The 26534-nt window shown below is 58.4% G+C and carries 24 protein-coding genes; 3 read left to right on the forward strand and 21 right to left on the reverse strand.

Annotated elements, in window-relative coordinates:
* Positions 1-47: 47 nt before the first annotated feature.
* From RQI28_RS16010 to gspE, 17 genes are all read right to left on the reverse strand, one after another.
* Positions 48-905 (reverse strand): class I SAM-dependent methyltransferase, encoded by an 858-nt coding sequence (locus RQI28_RS16010; RefSeq protein WP_311222556.1) that lies wholly within the window; start codon positions 903-905, stop codon positions 48-50.
* 198 nt (positions 906-1103) lie between these two features.
* Positions 1104-2000, reverse strand: coding sequence for a class I SAM-dependent methyltransferase (locus RQI28_RS16015; RefSeq protein ID WP_311222557.1), 897 nt, complete (start codon positions 1998-2000; stop codon positions 1104-1106).
* Positions 2001-2147: 147 nt separating this feature from the next.
* Entirely contained in the window at positions 2148-3419 is a 1272-nt protein-coding gene (locus tag RQI28_RS16020; protein WP_311230743.1) for an ABC transporter ATP-binding protein, read from the reverse strand.
* Between the two features lie 80 nt (positions 3420-3499).
* Positions 3500-4300, reverse strand: coding sequence for an ABC transporter permease (locus tag RQI28_RS16025; RefSeq protein WP_311222559.1), 801 nt, complete (start codon positions 4298-4300; stop codon positions 3500-3502).
* A 184-nt stretch (positions 4301-4484) separates the two neighbouring features.
* Positions 4485-5498: a peptidylprolyl isomerase gene (locus tag RQI28_RS16030; protein WP_311222560.1), complete on the reverse strand. Its 1014-nt coding sequence runs from the start codon at positions 5496-5498 to the stop codon at positions 4485-4487.
* A 99-nt stretch (positions 5499-5597) separates the two neighbouring features.
* Positions 5598-7319, reverse strand: a complete 1722-nt coding sequence (locus RQI28_RS16035; RefSeq protein ID WP_311222561.1) for a cell surface protein — start codon at positions 7317-7319, stop codon at positions 5598-5600.
* A 175-nt stretch (positions 7320-7494) separates the two neighbouring features.
* Positions 7495-7911 (reverse strand): hypothetical protein, encoded by a 417-nt coding sequence (locus tag RQI28_RS16040; protein ID WP_311222562.1) that lies wholly within the window; start codon positions 7909-7911, stop codon positions 7495-7497.
* A 38-nt stretch (positions 7912-7949) separates the two neighbouring features.
* Complete coding sequence (gene gspD / locus RQI28_RS16045) at positions 7950-10298, reverse strand: type II secretion system secretin GspD (protein WP_311222563.1); 2349 nt, start codon at positions 10296-10298, stop codon at positions 7950-7952.
* A gap of 900 nt (positions 10299-11198) precedes the next feature.
* Positions 11199-11759 carry a type II secretion system protein GspM gene (gspM, locus tag RQI28_RS16050; RefSeq protein ID WP_311222564.1) on the reverse strand — a complete coding sequence of 187 codons (561 nt, stop codon included), beginning with the start codon at positions 11757-11759 and terminating at the stop codon, positions 11199-11201.
* Entirely contained in the window at positions 11759-13018 is a 1260-nt protein-coding gene (locus RQI28_RS16055; protein WP_311222565.1) for a PilN domain-containing protein, read from the reverse strand. Before RQI28_RS16055 ends, gspM begins: the two co-directional genes overlap by 1 nt.
* Before the next feature lie 3 nt (positions 13019-13021).
* Positions 13022-13756, reverse strand: coding sequence for a type II secretion system protein GspK (locus RQI28_RS16060; protein ID WP_311230445.1), 735 nt, complete (start codon positions 13754-13756; stop codon positions 13022-13024).
* A 145-nt stretch (positions 13757-13901) separates the two neighbouring features.
* Complete coding sequence (locus tag RQI28_RS16065; protein WP_311222567.1) at positions 13902-14561, reverse strand: prepilin-type N-terminal cleavage/methylation domain-containing protein; 660 nt, start codon at positions 14559-14561, stop codon at positions 13902-13904.
* Positions 14562-14587: 26 nt separating this feature from the next.
* Positions 14588-14992 carry a prepilin-type N-terminal cleavage/methylation domain-containing protein gene (locus RQI28_RS16070; RefSeq protein WP_311230443.1) on the reverse strand — a complete coding sequence of 135 codons (405 nt, stop codon included), beginning with the start codon at positions 14990-14992 and terminating at the stop codon, positions 14588-14590.
* Positions 14989-15435 carry a GspH/FimT family pseudopilin gene (locus tag RQI28_RS16075; RefSeq protein WP_311222569.1) on the reverse strand — a complete coding sequence of 149 codons (447 nt, stop codon included), beginning with the start codon at positions 15433-15435 and terminating at the stop codon, positions 14989-14991. The genes RQI28_RS16070 and RQI28_RS16075 overlap by 4 nt, the downstream gene beginning before the upstream one ends.
* A 33-nt stretch (positions 15436-15468) precedes the next feature.
* The gene (gene gspG / locus RQI28_RS16080) at positions 15469-15924 is read right to left on the reverse strand and encodes a type II secretion system major pseudopilin GspG (RefSeq protein WP_311222570.1); all 456 of its coding nucleotides are present in this window, start codon (positions 15922-15924) and stop codon (positions 15469-15471) included.
* Between the two features lie 25 nt (positions 15925-15949).
* Positions 15950-17218, reverse strand: a complete 1269-nt coding sequence (locus tag RQI28_RS16085) for a type II secretion system F family protein (protein WP_311222571.1) — start codon at positions 17216-17218, stop codon at positions 15950-15952.
* On the reverse strand, positions 17211-18914 hold the full coding sequence (gspE, locus tag RQI28_RS16090; RefSeq protein WP_311222649.1) for a type II secretion system ATPase GspE: 1704 nt from the start codon (positions 18912-18914) through the stop codon (positions 17211-17213). The genes RQI28_RS16085 and gspE overlap by 8 nt, the downstream gene beginning before the upstream one ends.
* A gap of 386 nt (positions 18915-19300) precedes the next feature.
* Here gspE and RQI28_RS16095 point away from each other — a divergent pair, with 386 nt between their 5' ends.
* Positions 19301-21049 carry a hypothetical protein gene (locus tag RQI28_RS16095; RefSeq protein ID WP_311222572.1) on the forward strand — a complete coding sequence of 583 codons (1749 nt, stop codon included), beginning with the start codon at positions 19301-19303 and terminating at the stop codon, positions 21047-21049.
* Between the two features lie 36 nt (positions 21050-21085).
* Here RQI28_RS16095 and rfbC read toward each other — a convergent pair whose 3' ends face one another.
* The 4 genes from rfbC to rfbB form a co-directional block, all read right to left on the reverse strand.
* Positions 21086-21631 carry a dTDP-4-dehydrorhamnose 3,5-epimerase gene (rfbC, locus tag RQI28_RS16100; protein ID WP_311222573.1) on the reverse strand — a complete coding sequence of 182 codons (546 nt, stop codon included), beginning with the start codon at positions 21629-21631 and terminating at the stop codon, positions 21086-21088.
* Positions 21632-21900: 269 nt separating this feature from the next.
* The gene (rfbA, locus tag RQI28_RS16105; RefSeq protein ID WP_311222574.1) at positions 21901-22788 is read right to left on the reverse strand and encodes a glucose-1-phosphate thymidylyltransferase RfbA; all 888 of its coding nucleotides are present in this window, start codon (positions 22786-22788) and stop codon (positions 21901-21903) included.
* Between the two features lie 26 nt (positions 22789-22814).
* A complete protein-coding gene (rfbD, locus tag RQI28_RS16110; protein ID WP_311222575.1) occupies positions 22815-23705 on the reverse strand; it encodes a dTDP-4-dehydrorhamnose reductase in 891 nt (296 codons plus the stop codon).
* A complete protein-coding gene (rfbB, locus tag RQI28_RS16115; RefSeq protein WP_311222576.1) occupies positions 23702-24772 on the reverse strand; it encodes a dTDP-glucose 4,6-dehydratase in 1071 nt (356 codons plus the stop codon). The genes rfbD and rfbB overlap by 4 nt, the downstream gene beginning before the upstream one ends.
* A gap of 221 nt (positions 24773-24993) precedes the next feature.
* Between rfbB and RQI28_RS16120 the strand changes: the two genes are divergently transcribed.
* Positions 24994-25665, forward strand: coding sequence for a TetR/AcrR family transcriptional regulator (locus RQI28_RS16120; RefSeq protein ID WP_311222577.1), 672 nt, complete (start codon positions 24994-24996; stop codon positions 25663-25665).
* 32 nt (positions 25666-25697) lie between these two features.
* The gene (locus RQI28_RS16125; RefSeq protein ID WP_311222578.1) at positions 25698-26504 is read left to right on the forward strand and encodes a hypothetical protein; all 807 of its coding nucleotides are present in this window, start codon (positions 25698-25700) and stop codon (positions 26502-26504) included.
* Positions 26505-26534 lie beyond the last annotated feature (30 nt).

Here is a 26534-nt window from a genome sequence, read left to right on the forward strand (position 1 = left end):
ATGTCTAAGAACCGGCGCTTGGGACGGCTTGCAGGCAGCCCACGAGCCTACTTACTCAACAGCAGGAAGATCTCGTTGTTCAGCAGCCAGTCGTCCGGGTAGCGACCGCGCAGTTCGGCAGGAATTTCTGTCTGCACGTGCCGACGCTCCTGCCGTACCACGTGGAAGCCCGCAGCGGCGGTGATCTCCACCAGCTCATCCGCGGTCAAGCGGTTCAGCGCCTGATATTCCTTGAACACGAACCGTTTGTAGCCATCCACACCAAAGTCGGCAAAGCCGAAATCCACCTCGGCCGCGTCAATAGGCCCGTCGTGGTCTTCGATCACCTTCCACAACGCATCCTCACTCGCCAGCAGATGGTGCCAAGGCACTTCGTCGTACCGGCGCAGATGCGACCCATAGGGTGAGTAGAACAGCGGCTCGATCTGGATGAAGAAGTAGCCTCCCGGGCGCAGGCAGGCATGCAGGTCGCACAAGATCGGTAGCAACTGGTCCCGCTGCACATGCTCGAAGGTCGACCAGCTCATGATGCCGTCCACCAGCGGCCGGCTGCCTGCCAGCGGCGTGCCTGGCTTGATCGTCTCGAACGTCAGCGCAGACGGAATGCGCGACATGCCCAACTGCTCGCGCGCGATGCGCGGCAGCTTGGCGTATTCCTGACGAATGTCCACGCCATGGATGGCCGTAGCGCCGTGCCGCAATACCAGCGACAAGTCGGTGATGCCGTCCCCGCAGCCGAAATTCAGCAGACGCGCCGTCGGCAGGTCGAGCACGCCGCCCACCCAGTGGTTGACCACGTCGGACGCGTACTCGAAATGCGCGCGAAACCACTCATCGGTGATTTGCTTTGCATCCCATGGGGCGACGCCCCAAAGCTTTTCCTGCAGCCGCAGCATCCAGTTCATGCGCATATCCTTGATCAATGGGTCAACCGCATGATTGCGCGAGTGACACTGCTACCGACGCGGCCTACCTGCCACTCAAGCCGCCATGGGTGGCTGGTGAGTAAAGATGTCCCCATGTTCGCGGCGCCCTACGGCTTACGGCTTACGGCTTACGGCTTACGGCTTACGGCTTACGGCTTACGGCTTACGGCTTACGGCTTACGGCTTACGCAGAACGTAGGCGTCCTGATGGTTCCAGAAGTGCACCAGCGCATGGTGCACCAGCGCGTCTGGCCCCCACACTTCAGCGATTTCGTTCAGAACGAAGGCTTCGGAGGTGAAAGCCGTGCCGTACTCCTGTGCATCGATGGCGTTCGATTCGCTCGAGGGAGCAAAGAAGAATCCATCGGCATCCAGCGTTACGCTGTCGAAATCTGCGGCCTTCTGCCCGTGCGTGCTGAACACCAGCAGACCACCGGGCGCCACGGCATCCTGCAGCACGCGCAGCCACCGCGACCACGTACTGCGTGGCAAATGGCTGAACAGCGACAGAACGAATACCAAGTCGTACTGACCCGGCCAGCGCACGTCTTCCGGCCTGCTCGCCGACAGGAAACCGTCGGCACCGAATGTGGCACACGAAAACTCCACCGCGCTGGGCACCACGTCGGACACGGTGACACGCGGTGCACCCAACGCTTTCACCAGATGCCGCGTGAAGCGGCCGTGACCACTGGCGAATTCGAGCACGCGCGGCGTGCGCAGCAGCGGTCTGTCCACCGCTTCCAGCAACAGCATCAGCTCTGACAGCGTGCGCCAGCCGTCCGCAAAATAGTCCCGCAGCGGGTTCACGCTGGAAGGATGGCCAGCGAAGAACTGGAAGATGTCATCGCTGGGCGAGATGCGGCAGTCCAGCCCGGTCATGTTGGTGAACGAACCCACCAGGCCGTGCTGTTCGATCAAGGCGTGGGCCTGGAGCAAGGCGGTGCAGTCTTCCCGAGCTCGCGCCAGCACCTGCGCGGCGCCAGCGCGATCACCGCGCTCAAGCAATTGGAGGCCTTCTTGCAATAGCTGTGCGCCAGGGCCCGCGTGGGGTGTGAAGTATGTCGTGGTCATGGGGAGCGTCATTATCAGCGGCGAAAACCCGTCGGTAGTCTTCCGATGGATGGGTGGCAGCGGTCGACTGCCAATGAGATGCGAGCCCTTCGCATGCAGGCATGCACCCGAATGCGCATTCAGACGCCGGGGCCTGTCACCTGCAGGTCATGCCCAATGGTGCGGCAGGCGCACCAACCCAGGCAAAGGTTTTGGAAAGATGAACCGGAAGTGCTTGAACTGGAACCACTCGTCGTATACCGCCAACCCGGTCTCATCGAACAAGAAGGCACTGATGACGTAGTCGCCACTGTGCAGCGGCAAATCGGGAAAGGTCAACACCGATTGCCAGGTACCGTCGGGCAACTGCCTGGGCACGGCGCCGTCTTCATGCGTTGCGAGCGAGGTGATTCCCACGCCCTTGGATTGCTCAATCATGAAGCCGATGTGCGGGCGTTCGTCGCCCCGGCCGCGCGCCGTGATGGTGACCACCAGATCCATGCTGTGCAGCACTGCAGGCTGGGCACCCTCTGGCTCACCCAAGTCCTTGACCTCCACCGACAACAGGCAAGCGGCGCCGCCTTCAACCGCAGCCACGGGCGCCGGCGGATCTACCGGCACATCCGACTCAGTGCCCGGCTCCTGTGCAAAAGGCGTTTCACCGGCCAGCGATGGGGCCATCGGCTGGGTGGCCAACTCGATGGCCTGTTGCTCCTGCACCTGCCGTTCACGGGTGTGCAGGTCGTAGGCTGCCAGCACAGGTTCCGTCGCGCCGAACTGCTCCACGTGGCCGGCCTTCAGCCAAATCGCTGCATCGCACAAATGGCGTATGTGATACGGGCTGTGCGAGCAAAAGAGAATGGTGCAACCGTTGTTGCGGAACGCCATGATGCGTTCGATGCACTTCTTCTGGAAATGCTGGTCTCCCACCGCGAGCGCCTCGTCGATGATGAGCACATCCGGTTGAACCGCGGTGACCAGCGCAAACGCAAGGCGCACCGCCATGCCGGAGGAGTAGGTCTTGACCGGACGATCCAGCGCTTCGCCCAGTTCGCAGAATTCAATGATCTCAGGTTCCAGCCGAGCCATCTCGTCATGGTCGATACCGATAAGGCTGCCGCCGAAGTACAAGTTATCGCGACCGCTGAAATCGGGATGAAATCCCGCACCCAGTTCCAGGATGGCGGTGACTCGGCCAACGCGTTCGATACGGCCGGTGGAGGGCTGCAAAGTGCCCGCCAGCAACTTCAGCAGCGAACTCTTGCCCGCACCGTTGTCGCCCACCACGCCAATGCACTGGCCGCGGCGCAGCTCGAAAGACACGTCGCGCAGCGCCCAATGGCTGCGGTGCGTGGCCTTGCCAGTCACCAATGCGCGCAGGCGGGAGCGCGGCGAGGGGTACAGCTTGTATTCCTTGCTGACGTTGCTGACCTTGAGCACGGTTTCGGCAGGCGCGTCCGGATCGAGGGCTCTGGCTGCGACCGGGGATGACTGAGAAACGGAATTTACCGACACTTCGCTCATAGCCAGTCCACCAGTTGGTCGCGGCTGCGCCGCACCACTACGTTCAACGCCAGCGCTGCCACTACAAGCCAAGTACTCAGGGCAATCCACACCGCCACAGGAGGCCACGCCCCTTGCAGAAGCACCTGTTGGTAGCCGATGACCAAGGCCGTCATGGGGTTGAGCCACAACACCCAGCGCCAGTCCTCGGGAAACATGGACAGCGGAAACAGAATCGGTGTGAGATAGATACCCACCGACAGCAGAAAGCCGACGATCTGCACCGTGTCGCGCAAGGCCGCCGCCAGGATGGCCAGCAGATAGCCCAGCAAAATGCTGAGCAGCAACTGCCCGGCCATCAAGGGCAGCATGGCTACCACTGGCAACCGGAACCCGTGCAACGGCGTGTAGACCAACGCCACCAAAGCGATGATGGGCCCATAGATCACAGCACTGGCAAGCACCGCACGGGTGGTAAACAACACCGGCGGTAGCGGATTCTTCTGCAGCATGCCGCCGGCTTCGATCAAGCTGTTCATGCCGCGCGACACCGCATCACAGAAAGCCATCCAGGGCAGGGCCCCGACTACGAGGAAGGTACCGACCGCATGGGGCACACCTCCATCCTGCAGCCTCATCGAAAACACTACGTCAAAAACCAAGTAGTACGCAGCGACGCTAAGCAGAGGCTGTAAATACGGCCAAAGTACACCTACAGCGGTGCCAGCATGCCGCGCGGCCACTTCCCGCTTTGTCAGCACCCAGATCAGCGACCGAGCACTGCTTACCGCTTGCCATTCATCAATCAAAGTTCGCATGGAACACAAATATTTTTCGAAACGGAGAGACGAATGCCGCTACCGGCCCCTTGGAAACGCGTTCAGAGGCGTGCCCAGAAGCGAAAGGAATTGCGACGGTATTTGGCGACTACGGTACATCAGCCGTTGCCGAAGACCGTCGCGCATCAGAAGGACAGATGCAAATACTCCAGACCCGCTTCTGTCAAGGAGCGATACGCACAGTGGTCGGTTTAAAAGTCGCACTGAAGGCAGAAACTGCGTCCTTCTCCACGGTCATGCCTTGCTGAAGCCGCTGTGCTTCCGACACACGGGCTTCTTGAAGAAGCGTGCCGCGCGCCTCCTTCATAAGTTCGCCGCGCACGTCCTCGAATGGTTGCGGCCCTGGCAGTTTCCGCTCTTCAAATCTTATTATGTGGTATCCGAACTGGCTTTCAACTACTCCACTAAGTTCGCCAGGGGTAGTGAGCGCAAAAGCAGCCTGTTCAAACGCAGGTACCATGCGACCGCGTTCAAAAAATCCCAAATCGCCATCCTTGGCTCCGCTACCTTTATCAGCTGAGCTTTCACGCGCCAACTTCCCAAAATCTGCGCCCTTCTTCAGTTCATCAAGCGCAGTTTCGGCTTGTGCACGTGACTCAGGAGTTACACCACTGAACAAAATATGGCGGACGCGAATCTGTTCCCTCGTCACAAAGCGCTCGGGCTTCGCTTTGTAAGCAGCGAGCGCTAAGCCTTCTGCAGCGGCGTCAGAAATTGAGTTCTGGTCGCCAATTTTTGCGAGCCACGCGTCAGACAGTACCCGATCTTTCGCCACTTGCAACGCAGCCGCGACTGCAGGCAGTTCGTTGAGTTTAGCGGCTTCAGCATCAGCGGCCATGGCACGTCGCGCATACAGGTTAGTCGCGATCTGACTGACTGCTGCGGAGCGCGACAGCACTTGGTCTAAGTTTTCTGCTGGAATGCGCATAGCTGCATCGGCCTGAACGTCGCCCACGGTGACCGTCGCTTTTGAACCCCGAACCAAAACAGACGTCGACGGCAACGCGGCGGCGGGCATTGATGCATCGTTAGTGGTTGCAGACCTGCCCGAGGCCTGAGCGGCAGAGCCGGTCACGGGTTGCGCATTTGCGCAAACAGCTATTTGCAACACCGCGAGGGCGACGAGCTTTTGTGATAACCGAAAAAAGTGAGTATGAGAATTTTTAGAGTCATGCATGCGGTCAATTTCCAAAAAAAAAGGCGGGGAAACCCCGCCTTTTTTGATCGCATCTCTGCGACTAAGTGCCCTTACTAGGCAAATTATCGACGCCTAATCTTAAGGCGTAGGCGTAACAGCAGCAGGTGCCAAAGCGCGGGTGAAACGGTGCGGCCACGTGATACCGAAGTTGCCGGACACGCCGTTGCCCACGTCTGGGTTCGTCAGCTTGATGAAAGCAGAACCCAGGATTGGCAGACCAGGACCACCGTTGACCGTGCTGATCAAGCCCCAGCCGTTTTCAGCAATACCAGAAGTCAGGTTTTGACGAGCAACGTTACCGGCCAGCACGGAAGAGCCGGCGTCAGCGAACGACAGCACGCTGGTTTCACCGCAGAAGCTGAAACGGGTAGGTGCGGATGGCGTGCCTGGCGAGAACACTGGCTCTTCACCGGCTTGATCTGGACCCTCTTCACGGTCACGGAAGAAGGAGCCAGTTGCATCCGCTGCTACGCAGATATTGCCGCGCGAATCGATGCTGGTGTTGTTAGGACGGAACCATTCAGCAGTGTCAGTGCCACCAGCCAATACGGAGAACAAGCGATAGTTAGGTGCGTTAATACCCACCACCGACTGACCGTTAGGGGCCGTGCCCGAGGCAGCGTAGTTGGCGACCACGCTGTAACGACGCGTAGGCATAGAGAACACCCAGTCCGTCTTCGCAGAGATCACCGCATCCGTTGCGTACTGGTTCGTCACCGAAGTGGCAGCCAGAGCAGAGGTCAGCAAGTTAGCTTGCGCGAGCGGTGCGGTGTTAGCGAAATTCTGCGTTGCGTAAGGCGTCGACATGTCAGGCAGGTCGTAGTTGGACGCACGAAGCGTCGCAGCACCGGAACCTGGTGCATACGAAGTGCCGTTGGCAACCTGTGCATCCGTACGGAACAGGGGATCCGCCGTGAAAAAGTCAACCGTGCGAGTAGCCGTGTTGGAAACGAATGGAGCAGCAGTTTGTGGGAAATGCACGAAGTTGCCGCGAGCGGACACTCCAGCGTCATCCAAAGCAACCACCGAGGTAGCTGCACCAGAGAAGGTCGTCGTCTGTGGTACGTTGATGATGTACCAGTCGCCCAACAAACCAGAGGTAGGCGTGTCGAAACCCAAAGCGCGGGTAGCCGCTTCATCAAAGTGGTTCGTGATGGCGCGCGAGTTCAGCAGAGTGCGCGAGGCAGAGCCAGCCACCGAGCAAGGAGCCACACCGCTCTTGTGCTTGATTGCGTAGTACAGATCAGGCGCGGTCTCCGTGCCAGAAGTGGTTGGAGGAATGTCAGCCATGTTGAACAGCTCGACATACCCTTCACGGGTTTGGTTGGCCTTGTCTTCGGGCAAGATCGTTGGATTCAGGCGATCCGTCACGAACGAGCGAGCCACATTCTTTTGCAGAGCAGGCACGGTGCAGCTGTTGTCAGCCGTCGTGATTTGCGCCACGCCATTGGCGCCAGCGGTCACAGCAGCGGTCCACACGTCACCAGGCGACAGGAAGACTTGAAAGTCAAGAATATCGTCAGAGTTAGAGGCGCTACGGAAACGCACCTTCACAGCCTTGCCGTTCACGGTGTCGGTGTTGACCACGTGGAACACGCTCATGTTGCCATTTTGCGCGTTGAAGTAAGGCACCAGCAGATTGTGGCCAACGCCAGCATCGGAAATACGCAGCTCAGTGGCGTCGGACGTCGTCATTCCGCCAGTACCGGTACCGACGATCACTTCAGCCGACGCGACGCCTGCCAGGCCCAGGCCACCAATCATGGCAGCAATGCTCAGAGCCAGAACATTTTTCTTCATACAAGGAACTCCAGTTAAAAAAGTTGGTAAGCGCAACTACCACGATTGATTACGCCGGGGAATGTTAGCACAGCGTACGAAGTGGGAGCAGGGAGGGAAAACTGTAATAAAACGCGTTGTTGATGAAATGCAACACACGCCTCTTGTTGAGACACCATGCGCGGCTAGCAAGCGCTTATGGAGCTTCGTAATGCCACCACTGCCCGTCTTCACGAACCCACACGTCGTCCATGTACATCTCTATGCTGTCCAGCTTAAGCAAGGCCAAGCCGGGCTGAACTGCCAGCTTGATACGAGCGACGCACCTCTCAGCCTCACACTTGACGCCCTCTACCTCAGCCGCCTTCGCGCCCAAACCTGCGAACTTCACTCGATATTGCTGGAAGCTTTTCACTTGCCGATACGAAGGGGTGGTCAACTCATAGGCTTTGTCGGGCCTTCCCTCTACTCTGGCTTGCCAAAAATTATGAGCCCGGCTTTTAACGGCTCCCTCTGAGCCGGAAAGGGACGCACATCCGCTCAGAGCCACTACTGCGCCCAGCAGGGCGATTTTCGAAACGAAATGAAAACGGGTCATGTTGTAGAACGTCATTAGGATCTCTGTGAGGAAATGATCATCGGATCAGCCTATTACTGCGCCGGCAAAGGATTGATAGGCAGAGGCAGCTTGGCAGCAGGTAAGGCAGCCGCACCTTGCGTTCGCGAGTTTCGCTCGTCAATGACACGCAGACCTTTGAGACGGTCGCGCAGGTCTTCACTAACCTCACGAATTTCTGGGTCCGTGCGCACCACGCGCGGAGTCAGAATGACCAGTAGTTCGGTACGGTCCCCTGCCCGGCTATTTGTTCCGAAAAGATTACCGACTACCGGGATGTCTTGCAACAGTGGTATGCCACGCTTACCGGACGACTGCGTGTCTTTGATCAGACCCCCAAGCACCACGGTTTCTCCGGAACGCACCGCGACCTTGCTTGTGATCTGCCGTTGAAGGAAGGTGGGCTGATCATTGGCATTGTTGACATCTGACGTGTCTGTCAAAGACTGGTCAATCTGCATTGTGACCAGATTGCCTGCATTCACTGATGGCGTCACGGCGAGATTGACCCCCGTATCACGATATTGATAACCCTGGCTCGTCGCCCCGTTGGTATCACGCAGCAACTGCGTTGGGACGGGAACTTGGTTGCCCACCGACATCATTGCCACATGATTGTCAAGAACCATCAGCGACGGGTTGGACACCATCTTGACCAGCCCTTTGCTGGCCAATGCATTCAAGATCACTCGCACATTGCCCGCTGAATTCAGCAGTGAATAAGTGAAACCTGAACCCGCATTGATGTTGTTCAGGCTGGTGCGGCTGGGCGGCGCACTCAAACCATTCGGCAAAGTATTCATAACGCCTGCGCCGTCGTAGCTTCCAGCCCCACCGCCGAACGCCCACTGCAGCCCGTATTCCAGCGAATCGTTCAGCGTGACTTCGACAATGGACGCGTCGATCAGCACTTGTGTGGGGGGCAAGTCCAGCCGCTTCAGCGTGGGTTCGATCTTTGAGAATTCGCTCTTGGTACCCCATACCAAGATGGAGTTATTGAGTTCATCCGCCATGACACGGATATTGCCTATCAATGCAGTGGTTGTGCCCTGATTCGTTGAGCCATTGTTGTTTGCGCCCTGACTGAACTGACCACCCGAGGCGCGGCTGCCGAACCCGCTATTGCCGCCGAAGCCGCTGCTGTTCCCGAAACCGGAATTACCAAAACCCGAATTGCCAAACCCTGAATTACCAGAGCCTGAATTGCCGAATCCTGAATTGCCAAAGCCTGAGTTCCCCATTTGGCTGGACGTATTGCCATACCCGCCGCCCAGACCAGGCGCCACGCCGCTGTTGGCATAGCCACCACTGGCCGCCCCCCCGCCGAAGATACCGCTAAGCACGCCGGCCAAATGACGGGCATTGCCGTTTTGCACCTTGTAGATATGCAGTTGTGGCTCTGCTCCGTTGTCACTTGGTTGGTCTAGTTTTTCGATCCAGCGGCGCGCCTCTTCCAAATACGATGCACGAGGCGTAACGACCAAAATACTGTTGAGGCGCTCAATGGGCACGATGCGCAACGCACCAAAAAATGTGTTGCTCTCTGTCAGTGCTGCAGCACCTCGCGCTGCGCCCGCGCCCTGCCCGACAGCGCCTGCCGTGCCCGCGGTCACCGCGCCAGCAGGGGAACCTGCCGCACCGCTGCGGCCTGCCGGGCTGCCATCCGCTCCGCCACCCCCCATCAACCGCAAGGCCGTTTCCACCTCTTCGATGGAAACGTGCTTCAAGGGAAAAATCCCCACGGACATGCCTTTGAGCAAGTCAACGTCGAAGGTGCTGACCATGTCGAGCCAGCCTTCAGCCTGCGTACGCGTGCCGGCCATGACGAGCAGATTGCGAAGAGGGTCCACGCGGACGATGGACTCTGGCGGCACCATTGGTCGCAAAATGGACGCCATTTCGCCAGCGCCAATGAACTGCAAGGGGATGACAACAGCGCCATAACCAGGTGGCAGGGGAGTAGAACGGCCCGCTTGGCGAATAGAGCCGCCAATGCCTCGCAGTAGTTCAGGCTTGCCAACGTGGTAGGTGCCTCGAGCGTCCCGCAACATGGCCAAGCCGTTAGCCTGCAGTGCACTTTCCAGCAAGAACACCGCTTGATCTGGTGGTATAGGCGTGCGTGTAGACAACGTCACCGTGCCCGCAAGCGGCGGATGAAGCACATACGGCGCTTTCAAAATGTCGCCGAGCAGCGTGCGAACCACCTCAGAGACGGGCGCTTCTTCAAAGTTGAACGATAGAGGCGCCCCGGTGAGAGGCGGCACAACCTTCGGGGGCGCCACCACAACATCATTGCCCCGCATAAATCGGGGCTTGGATTCGACTGTTCCGTCTTGCGCGGCAGGAGCTGGAGCATCCGCTGCAGCGGTGGGCGACTGCTGCATACCGGAAGGGGAAGCGCTACCACTTTCTGTCAAGGCGGGATTTGTCTGTGCTCCCACAGTCGTGGCGAGTGCAGCGAGAGCCAACGTGGTGAGGGCGTAGCGGGGAAAAGTCATTCTGATTTACCGATCTATCACGGTGAAACTTGCGAGTGGGCAATTAACGCCCACCAAATGTAGGCTCAGCAGATGGAGCGGGCGCGTCTCCTGTTCGCCCAGGCGCCGGCGCCGTTGCGGCACGAGGCGCTGCAGCCGCTGCGGCAGGTGGACTGGACGGAGCAACTGCCGCTGGCGTGGGACTTGCAGCAACAGGCACCGCAGGCACAGAAACCTGCCCACGCTGCACGGGCCTGGCTCCTCGAGTGACAGGGGTGGCGCGGCCAGAAGCAGGTGTAGAGGCACTTTCTGCCCCAGCTGTTTGCAGCAGCGCGCGCTCCAAAGTGAGCACCCGTTGTTGCGCGCCGCGGCCAAAAGTGACCGTCCGCCCCTGGATAGATCTGAGGGTCCAACCTTCCACTGCATCGTTGATTTGCGCTCGACGTTGCTTACCACCGATCAACATGATCACGCCGCCGACACCCTCCCCCTGGAAAACGCCCGATAGACGGGCAGTGCTGAGATTGTCGGGAGGCGGAGCTTGAACCGACTCCGGAGGAGGCGGGGGAGGAGGTGGACGCCGGGTCGCGGAGAAGATGGGTCTGTCGAGCATGGCGACAAAACGGGTGGTGTCTGCGGATCCTATGGGAGGCAGGACTGGCAGCATCGCCTGGTAGTCGTTCAGAACTGGTTCAGGCGGAACCCAGGTGCCGTTGCGCACAGAACCGTCGGGCTTGAGCCAAAAGCCCGCCAACAATAAGGATAGCCCGGCGGCCAGCACCGTCAAAAGATGCAGTGCATACCTTTTCATGGACGCTCCCGCAACACACTGAGGCCGAATTGGACCGTCAACTTGGGCGTGAATTTTGGGTTCGCGCTGGCAAGGCCGCCCACGACTTGGATTTCCAGATCATCAAGAATAATGATGGGCAACTGGCTGCTGAGCACTGCCAGCGCGCTCTGAACCGCGATCAGATCGCCTTCGGTACGAAGCGTCAGGGGAATGCGATCAAAACCTTTTTCATCCTTAGATGGCAACACTTGGCTGCTTCTGATCTGAAGACCTGCAGCGTTGAAAATATCTCGAACCTTTTGCTGGGCCACATTGCCTGTCTGATTGGGATCTTGTGTGGCAGGGTAGATGTACTGCGCGCGCATTTGATTGGCCTTACTCAGCACGCTCGCTATCTCTTCACGCTGAACCTCCAATCCAAGCAGCCGTGCGTGGCGCGGCTCCAACGTGGCAAGCTGTCCCTGTGCCCATCGGTGCTTGCTGGCCACATACCAACCGCCAACGACCAAAGGGTTAAGTACCACCAACAGCGTGCCAACCACCAGAGCTAACTCGCGAACATGTAATTTTTTCATCACGGTGTCTTTCCACCGACCGGCACGGGAGGGGCGGCCCCACCGAACGACGCCCCACCGCTGCCACCTGCACCTGCCGCAGCGATAGGGGCAACACCGGCAAGACCGTTTGAAGTGGGCGCAGCTGAGGTTGCTGGTACTGGCGCCGCGACCGAAGCAGTTTGCGATGAAGCCGTTGGAGCAGTTGAAAGCACAGCAGTGGAGGCTACCGACGCGGGCACCACCACGCCAAACTCTCTCAGGTCAAGCGTGAATTCGATCACAAAGCTCTCTTTGGCAGAGGTGCCGAGACGGGTTGCCGGGCTTGGCGCTTTCACGTCGCGCAACCCAGGTTGCTCACCCAGCAATTGCATCAGGGCAGAAGCATTGCCAGTGATTCCAGCCAGCGTCACCTTGCGCCCTTGCAGTTTGAAGCTTTGCACTGCCGTATCGTCAGGGAGCACCTTGGTCAGCATGTCCAACACACGCAAAGGCTCCAGCCGATCTGACACCAATTCGGACAGCGCACTAAGTTTTTCGATGGATTTCAGCATGGCCTCCCGCTGCTGAACCTGCGGCGCCACCCGCTGTGAGAGTGCCTGATACGATGCTGATGCCTGCAAAGCACGCATGCGTAACTGCAAAGTAGGGGTGATGGCCATTGCCAACAACAGCACTGCGCTAAGGGCAAGCAAGGCGTACCCCGCCTTGCGAAAGCGACGAGCATAGGCCTTGCGCGCGCCCTCTCCATAGCCGCGCAGTACCGCAGGCAATCCGTCAGCGCCTCGCACCCACACCTCGTAATCGGCAATAGCGCCCAGTCGCGCTGCCTGCGATGCAGCGTACGCAGATACTTGCCTGCGTGACGCAAGCATGAGCTCTACCAAAGTGCCCTCATGGGCGCCGCCCCGAGCAATGTAACCCCACACTAGATCGTCGACAGGAAACGGGCTGATGGAGCGAGCCTGCAAGGCAATGGCGCTTTCCAGATCACTGCTGGCGATACGTGGCAGCGTCAGTGTGCGGCGAAGCACATAGTCGTCGGGCAACTCCAGCGCTGTAAAACTAGCTTTGAGCCGACCGACGGGCTGGGCGTACACAACACCACCGCACCAGAATGATTGCCCGCCGTCTGCGTGCAGCAATACCACCTGCGGCTCAGGCGTAAGCCACGACAGCACAGGCCAGTCATTCACCCCCGCCCAAGCGTGACGAATGTCTCGCCAAAGTGTATGGAGGTCGATGCCTAGAAAACGGGCGTCGGAGGAAAGGGACGGCATCTGTTATTGGGTGTTTGCGCGTTGGACAGGCTCAACACTGCGGAAAGTGCGGAAGGTGTGCCACGGAGCGCCATCTGGCATCCGTGCATCTAAAGCGACGTTGCGGGCAATCCGCATTACCGATCCGTCGGCCATGGGCACCCTCGCCTGTATTCGGAATTGCCTCACTGCGGAAATCTCGGTGAGCGACCCATCAATAGAAGACGTGTCCACCCCCACCTGACCCGCTGCCCTTCTGGAAGCGATCTGCATCGCAGCACCTGCGTTGCCGCCGGTCAGCACCATTAACACCTCAACAGGCGCTGCCAATGGGTTTACACGGCCTGAACCGCGTACGTCGGCAGTCAAAAGATCGGCGAGTCTAGCATAGAGGTCATAGTCAATGCCGGGCACTCTTAGCAGGTCTTCTTCTGCTTCGAACCGCTGCCGCGCGCCCCTGGCGTCCGGCGTATCACGCACCGCAATCACGGCCTGCGCGGCAGTCTGTGCCGCAGCCGGAGCAAGTCCTCCTGCGACAGAAAACAGCCGTTCCAATAGAGACGGCGGGGCCGCATTGATATCAATGTATCCACTCAATGGAGTGACCTGCACTTGCATGGAAACGCCGCGATACACCACTTGCGATTGCACCCACTGCGTTAGAGGCTGATTGTTAGCGGACAAGGCCTGAAGCGCAATCTGAATAGCACCGTCACCTAAAGCCTGCGCCTGCACCGACTGCCGTGACAAGGACATCATGCGGGCTTCGTCTCGGATAGACCGGGCCAGTCCGGTAGCGATGACACTAAGAGCCGCCACAATCCATAGCACAGCAATAAGCGCCATGCCGCGAAGAGCGGCGCGCCGGGGTGCGACACCAGCAAATTTGCACCGAGTTTGCACTCTAGCCTCCTCCGAACGTTGGTTCGCTGGAACGAGGGTCGCTGGCTGGCATAGCGCGCAGAGGTACAACGAGTTCAGGCCAGGCACCGTCTGCGGCCTGGACAGAGATCAATACCCGCTGTGGGAGCACATCGACCTCCGCCCAGGATGCAGACCATACCGGTGGCTCATACCGAGCGTCTTCATATTGGAGCGCCACGTTGCTCACGCCAGTCATAAGGGTGTACGACGCCGCGCTGTTCCAGTTAGGCAAAGTGGCGACATCGATCCACGGCGTGTATTGCAAGACCAGCGCACCACCGGACTCAGCGGAATCGACCAATCCAATGCGGAAGTGATATCGCCCTCCGGCGCCATACCGGCCAGGCATTACGCCCACCCAAGCCAACTGCTGTGGCTGGCCGAGAAAAAAGAACTGACTCGAACCCAAAGGCACTGGCATCGCAATCTTCTGTGCTGACACGCGCTCCAGCACTGAACGCAGAAAGCCCTGCGCCACGCGCAATTCATCAGCGCGCTGGAGCCTAGAATCTACCCGCACTTCCGTCTGGGCCGCGGTACGCAGCGCAGAGCCCAGAGCCAACATGATGAGAGACAGCAGGGAAATAACCACCAGCAGCTCCACCAGCGTAAAGCCGCGGGAATGGTCAGCAGCAACCAAAGGCAAACGCCGGTCAATGCAGCCTTTCACCGAGAAAACCCCGCTTCTGGTGGCTTTCGCTGTGGCCGCAATGTGATGAGTTCAAAGTTGCGGTCGCGGTCGCCATCGAACCAAGTGACGACGATCCGCACCTCGTGCAGCGGCGGAATGTTAGCTCCTGACAAGCCGGTGCCGAAAGGAGTGGAAGTGACCTGCCAGCGGTAGCCTGAACTCGCACCCGACTGGCGCCAGCCTTGTTCTGGCACCGCATCACGAAGCGACATGACAGACTCAGCCAACAGAACGGCACGCTGATAGCGCTCCACATCACCCGCGCTGCGGGCTCCACTGCCCATGGCGCGGTAGAGCATGCCCAGCGCCAGCGCCATGATGGCAAACGCAACCAGCAATTCCAGCAGCGTCATTCCGCGTTGTCGCACGATGTGCCTCATGGCGTCAGAGCCTCTTGGCTTACACGCCCCGACAACCAGTCAACGCGCAGCCGTGTCCCAACCTGGGGCGAGCGAAGTATCTCTATGCTTCCGCCAGTTGCTCCACCACTCGGGAGAAACCGGATGGATGCCTGCCCCTGAGGCCCCAATTCCCTGCCTGCAACAATGGCCCGCAGTTGCAGTGGCTCAGGCAATGGTTTGAGGTTCGGCTCCATACCGTAGGCTCGCCCCTGCAGGTCCACCGTGAACCGCACCTCCCGGCCTTCAGCCATGGCCGTGACGCGAGCAGATCGCATTTGGCTGAACATTGTGCGAACAGCATCACGATACTGCGACGATTCGCGGAGCCGCTCAAAAGCAACAGGCACCAATCCAATGACAAGTGCCAGAATGGCAAAAACCACAAGAAGCTCTACCAGCGTAAAGCCGCGCGCGCGACGCATGCTATCAACGAGGCAGAACGACGCGATGATGGCTTACTGGACGTTCCGGAGGTCGGCAGCTTCGCCGTCACCACCCGGAGCGCCGTCGGAACCCAAAGACAGGATTTCAATGCCACCATTCGGGCCAGGACCTGCATACCGATAAGGATGCCCCCAAGGGTCGCTTGGGACACCGCCCTTGAGGTAGGGGCCCGACCATCCGTTCACAGTCCCAGGGCGCTTGACCAGAGCCTCGAGGCCTTCTTCGGTGGTGGGGTACCGCCCCACGTCCAGCTTGAAGAGCTCCAGTGACTTGTCGAGATCAGCGATCTGCACACCTGCCGTCTTCGCCTTGGCTCCCCCTAACTGATTAAGCACCCGAGGGCCAACAAGGCCGGCCAGCAGAGTCAAGATGGCCAGCACTACCAACAATTCGATCAGGGTAAAACCACGCACAGGCCGGCGGGATTGCAGTTGGCCGGCGGTACGGCTCGCACGAGTTTGCGCCATGAAAAGCGGCTCCTTAGAAAAAAATTTATACGGCTAGGTCGTTGATCGACAGGATGCCCAGAAGGATCGACACGATGATGGCTGCGATAAGCACGCCAAGAACCAGGATCAGCACCGGCTCCACCAACGTCAACAGGCGTTTGATACCCGTTTCCACCTCACGGTTCAATATGTTGGACAACTCCAGCATCATCGGTCCGATGCGCCCCGTTTCTTCGCCAACTCGTATCAGATTGATGGCCAACGGTTCAAAGATAAGCGTAGCGGAAACAGCCTGAACCACCTTGCCCCCCTCCTTGACGATAGGTGCCACTTTGCTGAGCGCCTGCTGCAAAACGGTGTTGCTTACGGTGTCAGTGGCAATGTGCAAGGCTGTCAACATGGGAACGCCATTACCTAGCAGAGTGCCCAACGAGCGAGAGAAAAGTGTCAGTTGGTACTTGAGGGTTAACCGCCCTACAAGTGGAAGCCTCAGGAGCCATGCTTGCCACCATGCCCTGCCAGGGGGCGAACGAAACCAGCGCATCAATAACGAAAAAGCTCCGAAGAGCAGCACACCGATGAACAAGCCATAACTTTTGAAAGCGTGCCCGAGTGCCATGACCCACTGGGTCGGCAAGGGCAGCGCATCCCCCATATCGGTAAACAACTTCTCGAATTGCGGAACGACAAAGCCCAGCATTGCGATCAGCGAGAGTACAGCTACTCCCAGCAAAATAGCTGGGTAAATGGTGGCCGAGATCACGCTTTCACGCAGTGCACGCTGACGCTCCATGTGCTCAACCAACCGCTCCATGACCGCCGACATTTGCCCGCTGGCTTCTCCAGAACGAATCATGTTGATGTAGAAGTCACCAAAGAGGTCCCGGTGGGGGACCAGCGCCCGGCTCAGCGGTGTTCCGCCTTTGACCGCATCCAGCACACCCTGCAGCAACAAGGCAACGCTGGGCTTATAGCTCATCTCGATGAGTACTCGCAATGCGTTGTCCAGTGCCAGACCCGCTCTCAACATGATGGATAACTCGGACGTCAGCGCAAGCACATCCGAAGATCTGACAGGGCTTTTGTCCACCCGGGTTTTGCGCGTGGGCGCCAGCATGGCTGCCGCGGTGGCACTGGAGGCCGAGCCAGCTTTGCCCAATGCCGCAGCTGCTGTAATACCCTCGGTGACAGCCAGAGGGGTCAATCCCTGGTCTCGTAAATGCCTGAGCACTGCAGCTTCGTTAACCACGTTCAAGTGGCCCTCGATGACCTTGCCCTCGGCAGACGCGCCCCGCCAGGAATAATCAGGCATCCGACTGATCCTGTGTCACACGCGCCAATTCGTCGAGCGTAGTCAAACCCGCAGCGACCTTACGCAGACCGTCTTCGTACAAGTTGAGCATTCCTGCTTGAGACGCCAAAGCATTCAGGGCATTGGCATCACGCCCGTCGATGATGGCACGCCTCATAGGTTCATCCAGTACGAACAATTCATGAATACCCATCCGCCCTTTGTAACCTGACTGGCGGCACTGCTCACACCCTACGGCGCGATATACCAGCTGGCCAGAGATTGCGAAACGGTTCAAGCCCGTGCGCTCCCTGACCTCAGCACCAGGTTCGTAAGCCTCTTTACAGTGACTGCACAAGGTGCGAACCAGCCGCTGAGCCAGCACGCCATTGACAGCCGAAGTGATGAGGTAACTCTCAACACCCATGTCCTGCATGCGAATCACGGCACCGGCTGCGGTGTTGGTGTGGAGGGTGGATAGCACCAAGTGCCCAGTGAGCGCAGATTGCACCGCGATCTGAGCCGTTTCGCCATCTCGCATCTCACCAATCATGATGATGTCGGGATCCTGCCGCAGGATGGAGCGCAGAGCGTTGGCAAACGTCAGGTTGATCTGCGGATGCACCTGGATCTGGTTAATACCCTCCAACTGATACTCCACCGGGTCTTCGACCGTGATGATCTTGTTGGCGTCCGCATCGATCTTGGACAGCGCGGCGTAAAGCGTGGTCGTCTTGCCGGAACCGGTAGGGCCCGTGACAAGCAAAATGCCGTGAGGTCGCGCCAAAAGCATATTGAACCGGGCCAGCGTGTCTTTCTCAAAACCCATCTTTTCAAGGTCGAGCCGCACACTCGCGCGATCCAGTACCCGCATCACCACGCTTTCTCCGTGAACCGTAGGTACGGTAGAGACCCGAAGGTCAAGTTCACGCCCTTTGACTCGGGTCTTGATGCGCCCGTCCTGCGGCAACCTCCGCTCGGCAATATCCAGATGGGCCAGCAATTTCACCCGGGAATTCACAGCCGCGCTGAGGCGAGGTGGAACAAGCTCTCCCGTATGAATCACGCCGTCCACGCGGTAGCGCACGTGGAGGCCATCATCAAACGGTTCCAAATGAATGTCTGATGCACGCAGGTCGATGACCCGCCCAATGATCGAGTTCACCAAGCGGATCACAGGCGCTTCGCTAGCCAGATCCTTCAGATGCTCGACGAAGTCGCCGCCATCCATGCCGTCGCCAAAGCCATCATCCACGGCCTCTTCATCAGCAGGCGCCTGCTGGGGCTCCGTGAGTGCCTTTTCAATAACGCTCTCTAGCGCAAGGTGAGGGATGATCTGGCGCCCAGTGACCAAGCGCAACGCCTTCAGTACAAACGCATCTTGTGGAGTAGCCATCGCTACATGCAGCGCTTCGTCCTGCACATACAGGGGACAGACGATATTGGCCTGCATAAAGTCGGGCAGCAGGCCCTCCACCTCAGGAATGAACTCAGGAAAGGCATCCTCGGACACCATCGGTATCTCGAGTTGCCGAGCCAACGCCTGAACCACGTCGATTTCGGAGACCAGCCCCAGCCGCACCAGCACTCGGCCCAGCATGCTGCCCATTTCCTGTTGAGCCAACAAGGCACGGTCGACGTCTCGCGCACTCACCTTGCCTGACTGCACCAGAAGCTCACCAATGCGCAGACGCGGAGCCACGACGTCAACGCCCATAGGCTCTACACGTTCGGATAGGGAAGGATGGTTCATGGCACGATAGCAGAGTAACGCCACCAGAGAAGAATGCACTCGTCGCGATGCATGCTCCCTCGGCGAGCAATGGCTTGCAGTGTAGCCGGGCGCCATGGAGGCAGTGCGCCGGATGCCCTGTGCTCAGGACGGCAGCAACTGCACGCGGGTTTTGTGCATTTACAGTAACTGCTAAGCCAACCGACCAAACCACCTGACTCATGCCCGCAGACTTACCCTCAATTCCGCCGTCTTCGACCCGATACGTTCGTTATGCGATCGCACTGAGTGGCGCAGGAATTATCTGCGCAGGTGCATTGGGTGCACTCTGGTTCGAGCGCGCTACACACACTGCCCCCTTAATGCGCGGAATGATGATCGCGCCCATGGTCGGTGTGATTGAGCCGTGCATACTAATTCAACCGCCGAACTCTGATGTACCCGCCAGCCTGGCAAAACGGTGCGGCGGTTCCGACGGTTCTGCTGGCGCGCTGATTGATGCCACGCTGCAGGACTTCAGCCCCACACCTACTTCACCTGTGCGTTACCCGCTGGGCTACACACTGCCTGTGCCGTTGCTGCAACTGTTTAAAAAAGAAGGGCAACGCTGGGAAATTGATCAAGACATGGTCAAGCGATTGGTTCACACAATCCGCGACTCTAACCACCCACTAGTGCTTTACCTTTTCTCCACCCACTTCGCAGCAAACGCTCCTATCGAGCGCGAATTGGCGGAGGACACAGCGAATCTGGCTCAAACAAGAGACGGGCCTCTAGGAGTCGATTCCTATTACGACTCGTCTATTTACAACTGGAGTTTTGCACGTACCGACAACCCCATCACCCAGCGTAGGCTGCAAGCGATACACGCCGTATTGGATGAAGCTTGCGGACTTGAGGAAAAAGACCGCGAAAAGATCCGTGCCATCACGCTGCTGGGAGAGTTGCATCATTTGTTTCCCGACTTTCAAGCGGGCATGGGATACGGGACGCCCTATCGCATCACCGACTACAGTGCAGAGTCCGTTCGTAACTTCCGGAAAAGTTTGGAGCGTGAGTTCCAATCCATCGCACAATTCAATAGGCTGATTGGTAGCAATTATCGATCGTTCAACGAGATTGATCCGCCGTCCAAGGATATTCGTACCGAGCCATTAACTCGATTTTCAGAACATATCGATTCTTTTGCGCACGGAAGCTTGCCCGTTTCGGGATGGGCATTCCTGCCGAATGCGCAGCCAGGCCGGCCTCTACACATTCAGATCTACCGCAACGGCGTGTATGCCGGAAAAGCTGCCGTACAACTGAGCAGACAAGACGTGTTGGCTGCGATGCCTCAGTTCGGGTCGGCCAACACAGGCTGGCGCTTGGAATTGGACTTTCGGCAATGGCCCACCGGCCTGCACCAACTCGATATCTTTTTGGAAGACGAGCCCGGTCGGCTGAGCCATCTGGGTACCCGACAGGTTGCGGTGATGGATAGGCAGCAAAACACTCCGCAGCTTCAGCCCCAGCGGGCTTTGCCCAGATCACTGCCTGCCTCTCCCGCACTGCAGGCTTCAATCGATTTCCCTCAAGAACAGTCGTCATACTATTACAACCCTTTAGTCAACCTGTGGCACGCGTTTCGCTCACGGCAAATCAGCCGGTATCTAGCGTACATCGATAAACCCGTGCAAGCCTCCTGCTTGGCAAGCGTGCCTCGCTACACGCACCAGATCATTCCATTTACCAATCCCAGTTGGGATACCCACAAATTTGCGATTGAAGATTCGCTAAGAAAAAATAGTGGTTCAGGGTTGCGCTTGGGCGTGAGTTTGTATGGGGAGTCGACGTACGGACCGACCTTTTCGGATTGGTTGAAACGATCAGGCCATCACCGTTATGGCGTCACTGAATTTCACCCGTTGAAGGCGATGGATCGCCAAGCAATGGCAGACGTGCTGAAGAGTCACTCTGAACAAGGGGCGGACTTCCTATCCTTCTTTGTCGAACCCACTTGGGAAGGGCAGCGTGTGCCCCGCGGACACAATATCTTCTCGCTCGACCCACTTAATCCCCAGTTCGCTTCGGACAAGCTTTTTCACGCTATGCAGGGGACGCTGCGCGATGAACGATGAGGTTTGTTCAGTGTGTAGCGTTGGTAGTCTCTCATTTCAACCGAAAATTTCAGCATTGGCCAAGGAAACCCCCTGTGCGTCTTTTGCTGAAAGATTAGGCTCCTCTGAGATGTGCCAATCGATGGCAAGCGAGGAGTCGTTCCACAAGATGCAACGCTCATGGGCCGGTGCGTAATAATCAGTGGTCTTATACAGAAAATCTGCAGAATCGCTGAGTGCGACAAAACCATGCGCAAATCCCGGGGGCACCCACAACTGCCGGTGGTCGTCTGCACTCAGCTCGACCCCCACCCATCGCCCAAAAGTCGCTGAGCTTTTGCGAATGTCGACCGCCACGTCATATACGGCACCACTCACCACACGCACCAGTTTGCCTTGGGGCTGATGCAACTGATAATGCAGCCCTCTGAGCACATTCTTGGAACTGCGGCTGTGGTTGTCTTGCACAAACTGATAATTAACTCCCGTCGCTTCATCAAACGCCTTTTGATTGAAGCTTTCCAAAAAGAACCCCCGAGCATCTCCGAACACCTTGGGCTCGATGATGAGGACCTCTGGAATATTGGTTTTGATGATTTTCATTTAATAATTTGAGAAAACAGCGAGTCAAATTGTGTACGCCACTGCGTCGTCGGGCCGACTCAGCAAAGTTTGCTGAAAGAAACTGAGCGCTTCCCTGGGTTTCGTTGGTGTGCTTTCAATATACCCAGCAGGTGAAGCGCAACAGGGTGTTGAGGGAGGTCTTTCAGCACGGCGGTAGGCCAATTCTGATTCCTCGAACAGGCCCTGCTGGTTTCTCAAAACCTCTTGCAACGGTTCTGCGCAAGGGTCGCAGGACACCGAGGTAGACCTCATGGCAGGGCAGGCTCTTTCAAAATGCGCTCAAGGTATTTGCCATACCCGCTCTTGTACAAAGGCTTGGCCAAGCGCTCAAGTTGCTTGTCGTCGATGAATCCTCGGCGCCAGGCTATTTCTTCCGGACACGCAATTTTCAGCCCCTGCCGGTGCTCCAAGGTAGCAATGAATTGTCCGGCCTCGAGCAGACTCTCGTGGGTGCCTGTATCGAGCCATGCATACCCTCGCCCCATGATTTCCACATGCAAAGCATCGCGATTGAGATAAAGCCGATTCAAGTCAGTAATTTCGAGCTCACCGCGTGGTGAAGGCTTCAGTTGCCGCGCCAGTTCGACGACATCGCTGTCATAGAAATACAGTCCGGTGACGGCGTAGCTCGACTTGGGAGCCCTTGGTTTCTCCTCGATGGACAGCACTTTGCCCCGGGCATCGAACTCCGCAACCCCATAGCGCTCCGGATCCAGCACGTGATAGGCGAATACGCTGGCTCCGTGTTCGCGCTGCATGGCATGGCTCAGCAGATCTTCAAAATCGTGTCCGTGGAAGATGTTGTCGCCCAGAACCAGTGCGCTGGGGCTGCCCGCCAGAAACGCTTCGCCGATCAGGAAGGCCTGGGCAAGTCCATCGGGACTGGGCTGCACGGCGTACTGCAACTGAATGCCCCACTGGCTCCCATCGCCCAGCAACTGCTCGAAGCGCGGCGTGTCCTGCGGCGTGCTGATGATGAGAATTTCGCGGATGCCTGCGAGCATCAAGGTGCTCAGCGGGTAGTAGATCATCGGTTTGTCGTACACCGGCAGCAGTTGCTTGCTGATTGCGAGGGTGGCCGGGTGCAGGCGGGTGCCGGAGCCTCCCGCGAGGATGATGCCTTTGCGTGCGGTCATGGGTAGGGTCTTTCTTCCTGTCGGCTTCAGATGGCCTCGGCCAGCATGCGGGCCACCCCGGCCTGCCAATGCGGCAGGGTCAGATCGAACGTGGATTGGAACTTGCGCGTATCCAGGCGCGAGTTGTGCGGGCGCACCGCAGGCGTCGGAAACGCACTGGTCGGGACAGCCGCCACCTCTTTTGCTAGTATTTTTATAGCTGGTTGCGCTTGCTGCGCCTGCGCCAGTACGTATTTTGCATAGGAATGCCAGTTCGTCTCACCGCCCGCCACCAAGTGATACAAGCCCCCATCCTGCGGGCACTGGTGAACATGGCGAAGGGCATGGGCGGTGGCATCGGCCAACAGATCGGCCCCGGTGGGCGCACCCCATTGGTCGTCGATGACGGTGAGCCGGTCGCGCTCCTGCGCCAGGCGCAACATCGTCTTGGCAAAATTGCCGCCGCGCGCGGCATACACCCAACTGGTGCGCAATATCAAATGCCGGCAACCGGCCTGCTGGATGCGTTGCTCGCCCTCCAGCTTGGTGCGGCCGTACACCGACAGAGGTGAGGGCATGTCGGCCTCAGTCCAGGGACGATCGCCGCTGCCGTCGAACACGTAGTCGGTGCTGTAGTGCACCAGCCAGGCCCCGAGCTTCGCGGCCTCTTCAGCCAGCACGCCGGGCGTGACGGCGTTGAGCGTGCGAGCGAAGTCGGGCTCGCTCTCTGCTTTATCGACGGCTGTGTGGGCGGCCGCATTGACGATGATGTCGGGGCGCAACGTGCGCACTGTTTCGGCAATACCCGCGGGGTTGGCAAAGTCGCCGCAATGGTCGGTGCTATCGAAATCGAGAGCGGTGACTGTGCCCAGCACGGAAAGGCTTCGCTGCAGTTCCCAGCCGACCTGGCCGCTTTTGCCCAGCAAAAGAATGTTCATGCTGCAACCGCGTTGGTGTACTGGGTCTGCACCCACTCGCGATAGGCACCGGTCTGCACGCCGGCTACCCATTCAGCATTCTCCAGGTACCACTGCACGGTCTTGCGAATGCCGGTCTGGAAGGTTTCTGCGGGCTTCCATCCCAGCTCGCGTTCGATCTTGCGGGCGTCGATGGCATAGCGGCGGTCGTGGCCTGGGCGGTCCGTCACGTAGGTGATTTGGCTGCTGTAGCTCTGCACGTCGGCGCGTGGACGCAGTTCGTCAAGCAGCGCGCAGATGGTGTGCACGATCTCGATGTTGGGCTTCTCGTTCCAGCCGCCGACGTTGTAGGTCTCGCCCAATCGGCCCGCCTCCAATACGCGACGAATGGCACTGCAGTGGTCCTTCACATAAAGCCAGTCGCGGATCTGCATGCCGTCGCCATACACGGGCAATGCCTTGCCTGCCAGCGCGTTGACGATCATCAGCGGGATGAGTTTCTCCGGGAAGTGGTACGGCCCGTAGTTGTTGCTGCAGTTGGTGGTGAGCACGGGCAAGCCGTAGGTGTGATGCCAGGCACGTACCAAGTGGTCACTGGCAGCCTTGCTGGCGGAGTACGGGCTATTGGGCTCGTACGCGTGGCTTTCAGTAAAAGCGGGCGCATCGGCTGCCAGGGTGCCATACACCTCGTCGGTGGACACATGCAGGAAACGAAAAGCATCCTTGTCGACAGCAGGCAGCCCCTGCCAATAAGACCTCACCGACTCCAGCAAGCGGAACGTGCCCACCACATTGGTCTGGATGAATTCACCCGGCCCGTGAATGGACCGGTCGACATGCGACTCGGCCGCAAAATTGACGACGGCACGGGGGCGGTGCTCGTTCAAAAGACGTTCAACCAGTTCGGCGTCGCCAATGTCACCTTGTACGAAAAGATGCCGTCCATCGGCCGGCAGTCCGGCCAGTGTCTGCAGATTGCCCGCGTACGTGAGCTTGTCGAGATTGATGACAGGCTCATCGGATGAAGCCAGCCAGTCGATAACAAAATTGGCGCCGATGAAGCCTGCGCCGCCAGTGACGAGAATCATAGAAAAAAGAATTCGGAATGGCCAGATGGCAAGGCGCGAATTATCACATTGGCTCATGAGAACACGTAACCATCTTGGAGTGAGCCAGCAGCCAGCAACGCCTGCTGATGCTGGATGCATCGCAGGGTGCAAGTTCATATTGCAGTGCAGCGTGTCGAAAATGAAGGCGTGGAGTAGAGTGATTGCGAGACATTCGCACAACAAGACAGTGGAGGCAGCACATGGCGAAAAAAGCGCCGCGCCGCACGGCTGAACGCATTCTGGAAACGAGCCAGGAACTGTTCAATCGCTTTGGCGAACCCAACGTCTCCACCACCGCCATTTCAGCTGAAATGCGCATCAGCCCGGGCAACCTTTATTACCATTACCCGGCCAAAGACGAGTTGATCAACGCACTTTTCGCTCGGTTTGAGGTGGCTTTGAGAGAGGTTTTGAAAGCTTGCACCGGTGTGCGTACGCTGGAAGATGCATGGCGTTTTCTGCGCGCCTTATTCGAGTTGATCTGGCAGTACCGATTTTTTTACCGTGACCTCAATGACTTGATGTCCCGTAACCGGCAGCTGGAAACCGCCATTCAGCCGGTGATAGGGCACAAAGTACAAGCGATGCAGTCGATGCTGGCCGGCATGCGATCAAGCGGGGTGCTTCACATGGACGAACAGGATGTTCCCGATACGAGCACCAACATGATCATCGTCGCGACCTACTGGCTCAGTTTCGAATACGTGCGCAATCCACGTCACGCACTGGAACCGGCCAGTGCGCAGCTGGCGTTGCTGAGAGGGGTGCAGATGGTGATGAACTTGCTGACGCCCTATCTCCAACCCGAACAACGCAGCCGCCTGGCCTCGTTGACCCAACCCATCGAAACGGACGCATTGGCAGCGGCCTGACGAAACCGCCTTGCTCCAGAAAGGATTACGTCATGCCCTACTGGACTCCATTTTCGTCTGCGGCAGATTACGCCTTCAGCCCCGAAAAGCTGAGCGCAGCATGGCTGCAACTGCACGCCGGAGATGCAGAACCTTACCCCAACGACGCAGGAGCGCTGCAGGCCTGGGGGTTATTTCACGCCGGGCACTTTCAGCAGGCCGAGCAAGCCGGACTGGTCGCAGGTGGCGCCGGCACCACCGCCGCCAACAAAGCCACCATCGTGTACGCGCTTTATCTGGAGCGCAGTGAAAGCCGCCGCCTGGAGCTTCTGGAGTTGGCGGCCGAGCGCTCCCGCCGGCAGGCACTTGCAGACCCTCACAATGCCAATGCTTGGTTCTGGCACGCTTATGCACTAGGGCGATATGCGCAGCGAATCAGCGTAACCAAAGCACTGGCAGAAGGACTGGGCGCCAGAGTGCGCGACACGCTGACGCAAGTGATCGCCTTGGAACCCCGGCACGCCGATGCGCGCATTGCGCTTGGCGCATTCCATGCCGAAGTCATCGACAAGGTCGGGCCGCTGGTAGCGGGGCTGACTTTCTCAGCCCGCAAAGACCAAGGACTGCGCCTTTTCGAAGAGGCGCTTGCCCACAACCCGGCAAGCATCATCGGCAAAATCGAATATGCGAAGGCGCTGATCATGCTGGAAGGTGATGCGCGATCAGGCGAAGCGATGCAACTCTATAAGGCTGCATCGTGCGCCATGCCGCAGGATGCAGCAGAGCACTTGGCCGTAAACCTGGCCCAGCGTAAATGGGAACACCATCTGGCCACGTCAACCCTTGACGAGGGCAATTAGGACTACCCACAAGCTTTCAAATGCGCCGAC

The organism is Acidovorax sp. WCS2018Noco2-16 (genome assembly GCF_031843945.1).
Taxonomy (GTDB): Bacteria; Pseudomonadota; Gammaproteobacteria; order Burkholderiales; family Burkholderiaceae_C; genus Paracidovorax.

Excerpts from the sequence above, each read along its gene's own strand:
- RQI28_RS16010 (WP_311222556.1), bottom strand. The coding sequence starts at position 905 with ATGAACTGGATGCTGCGGCTGCAGGAAAAGCTTTGGGGCGTCGCCCCA.
- RQI28_RS16015 (WP_311222557.1), bottom strand. The coding sequence starts at position 2,000 with ATGACCACGACATACTTCACACCCCACGCGGGCCCTGGCGCACAGCTA.
- RQI28_RS16025 (WP_311222559.1), bottom strand. The coding sequence starts at position 4,300 with ATGCGAACTTTGATTGATGAATGGCAAGCGGTAAGCAGTGCTCGGTCG.
- RQI28_RS16030 (WP_311222560.1), bottom strand. The coding sequence starts at position 5,498 with ATGCATGACTCTAAAAATTCTCATACTCACTTTTTTCGGTTATCACAA.
- RQI28_RS16035 (WP_311222561.1), bottom strand. The coding sequence starts at position 7,319 with ATGAAGAAAAATGTTCTGGCTCTGAGCATTGCTGCCATGATTGGTGGC.
- RQI28_RS16040 (WP_311222562.1), bottom strand. The coding sequence starts at position 7,911 with ATGACGTTCTACAACATGACCCGTTTTCATTTCGTTTCGAAAATCGCC.
- gspD (WP_311222563.1), bottom strand. The coding sequence starts at position 10,298 with ATGCAGCAGTCGCCCACCGCTGCAGCGGATGCTCCAGCTCCTGCCGCG.
- gspM (WP_311222564.1), bottom strand. The coding sequence starts at position 11,759 with ATGAAAAAATTACATGTTCGCGAGTTAGCTCTGGTGGTTGGCACGCTG.
- RQI28_RS16055 (WP_311222565.1), bottom strand. The coding sequence starts at position 13,018 with ATGCCGTCCCTTTCCTCCGACGCCCGTTTTCTAGGCATCGACCTCCAT.
- RQI28_RS16060 (WP_311230445.1), bottom strand. The coding sequence starts at position 13,756 with ATGATGTCCTTGTCACGGCAGTCGGTGCAGGCGCAGGCTTTAGGTGAC.
- RQI28_RS16070 (WP_311230443.1), bottom strand. The coding sequence starts at position 14,992 with ATGAGGCACATCGTGCGACAACGCGGAATGACGCTGCTGGAATTGCTG.
- RQI28_RS16075 (WP_311222569.1), bottom strand. The coding sequence starts at position 15,435 with ATGCGTCGCGCGCGCGGCTTTACGCTGGTAGAGCTTCTTGTGGTTTTT.
- gspG (WP_311222570.1), bottom strand. The coding sequence starts at position 15,924 with ATGGCGCAAACTCGTGCGAGCCGTACCGCCGGCCAACTGCAATCCCGC.
- RQI28_RS16085 (WP_311222571.1), bottom strand. The coding sequence starts at position 17,218 with ATGCCTGATTATTCCTGGCGGGGCGCGTCTGCCGAGGGCAAGGTCATC.
- gspE (WP_311222649.1), bottom strand. The coding sequence starts at position 18,914 with ATGGGCGTTGACGTCGTGGCTCCGCGTCTGCGCATTGGTGAGCTTCTG.
- RQI28_RS16095 (WP_311222572.1), top strand. The coding sequence starts at position 19,301 with ATGATGATCGCGCCCATGGTCGGTGTGATTGAGCCGTGCATACTAATT.
- rfbC (WP_311222573.1), bottom strand. The coding sequence starts at position 21,631 with ATGAAAATCATCAAAACCAATATTCCAGAGGTCCTCATCATCGAGCCC.
- rfbA (WP_311222574.1), bottom strand. The coding sequence starts at position 22,788 with ATGACCGCACGCAAAGGCATCATCCTCGCGGGAGGCTCCGGCACCCGC.
- rfbD (WP_311222575.1), bottom strand. The coding sequence starts at position 23,705 with ATGAACATTCTTTTGCTGGGCAAAAGCGGCCAGGTCGGCTGGGAACTG.
- rfbB (WP_311222576.1), bottom strand. The coding sequence starts at position 24,772 with ATGATTCTCGTCACTGGCGGCGCAGGCTTCATCGGCGCCAATTTTGTT.
- RQI28_RS16120 (WP_311222577.1), top strand. The coding sequence starts at position 24,994 with ATGGCGAAAAAAGCGCCGCGCCGCACGGCTGAACGCATTCTGGAAACG.
- RQI28_RS16125 (WP_311222578.1), top strand. The coding sequence starts at position 25,698 with ATGCCCTACTGGACTCCATTTTCGTCTGCGGCAGATTACGCCTTCAGC.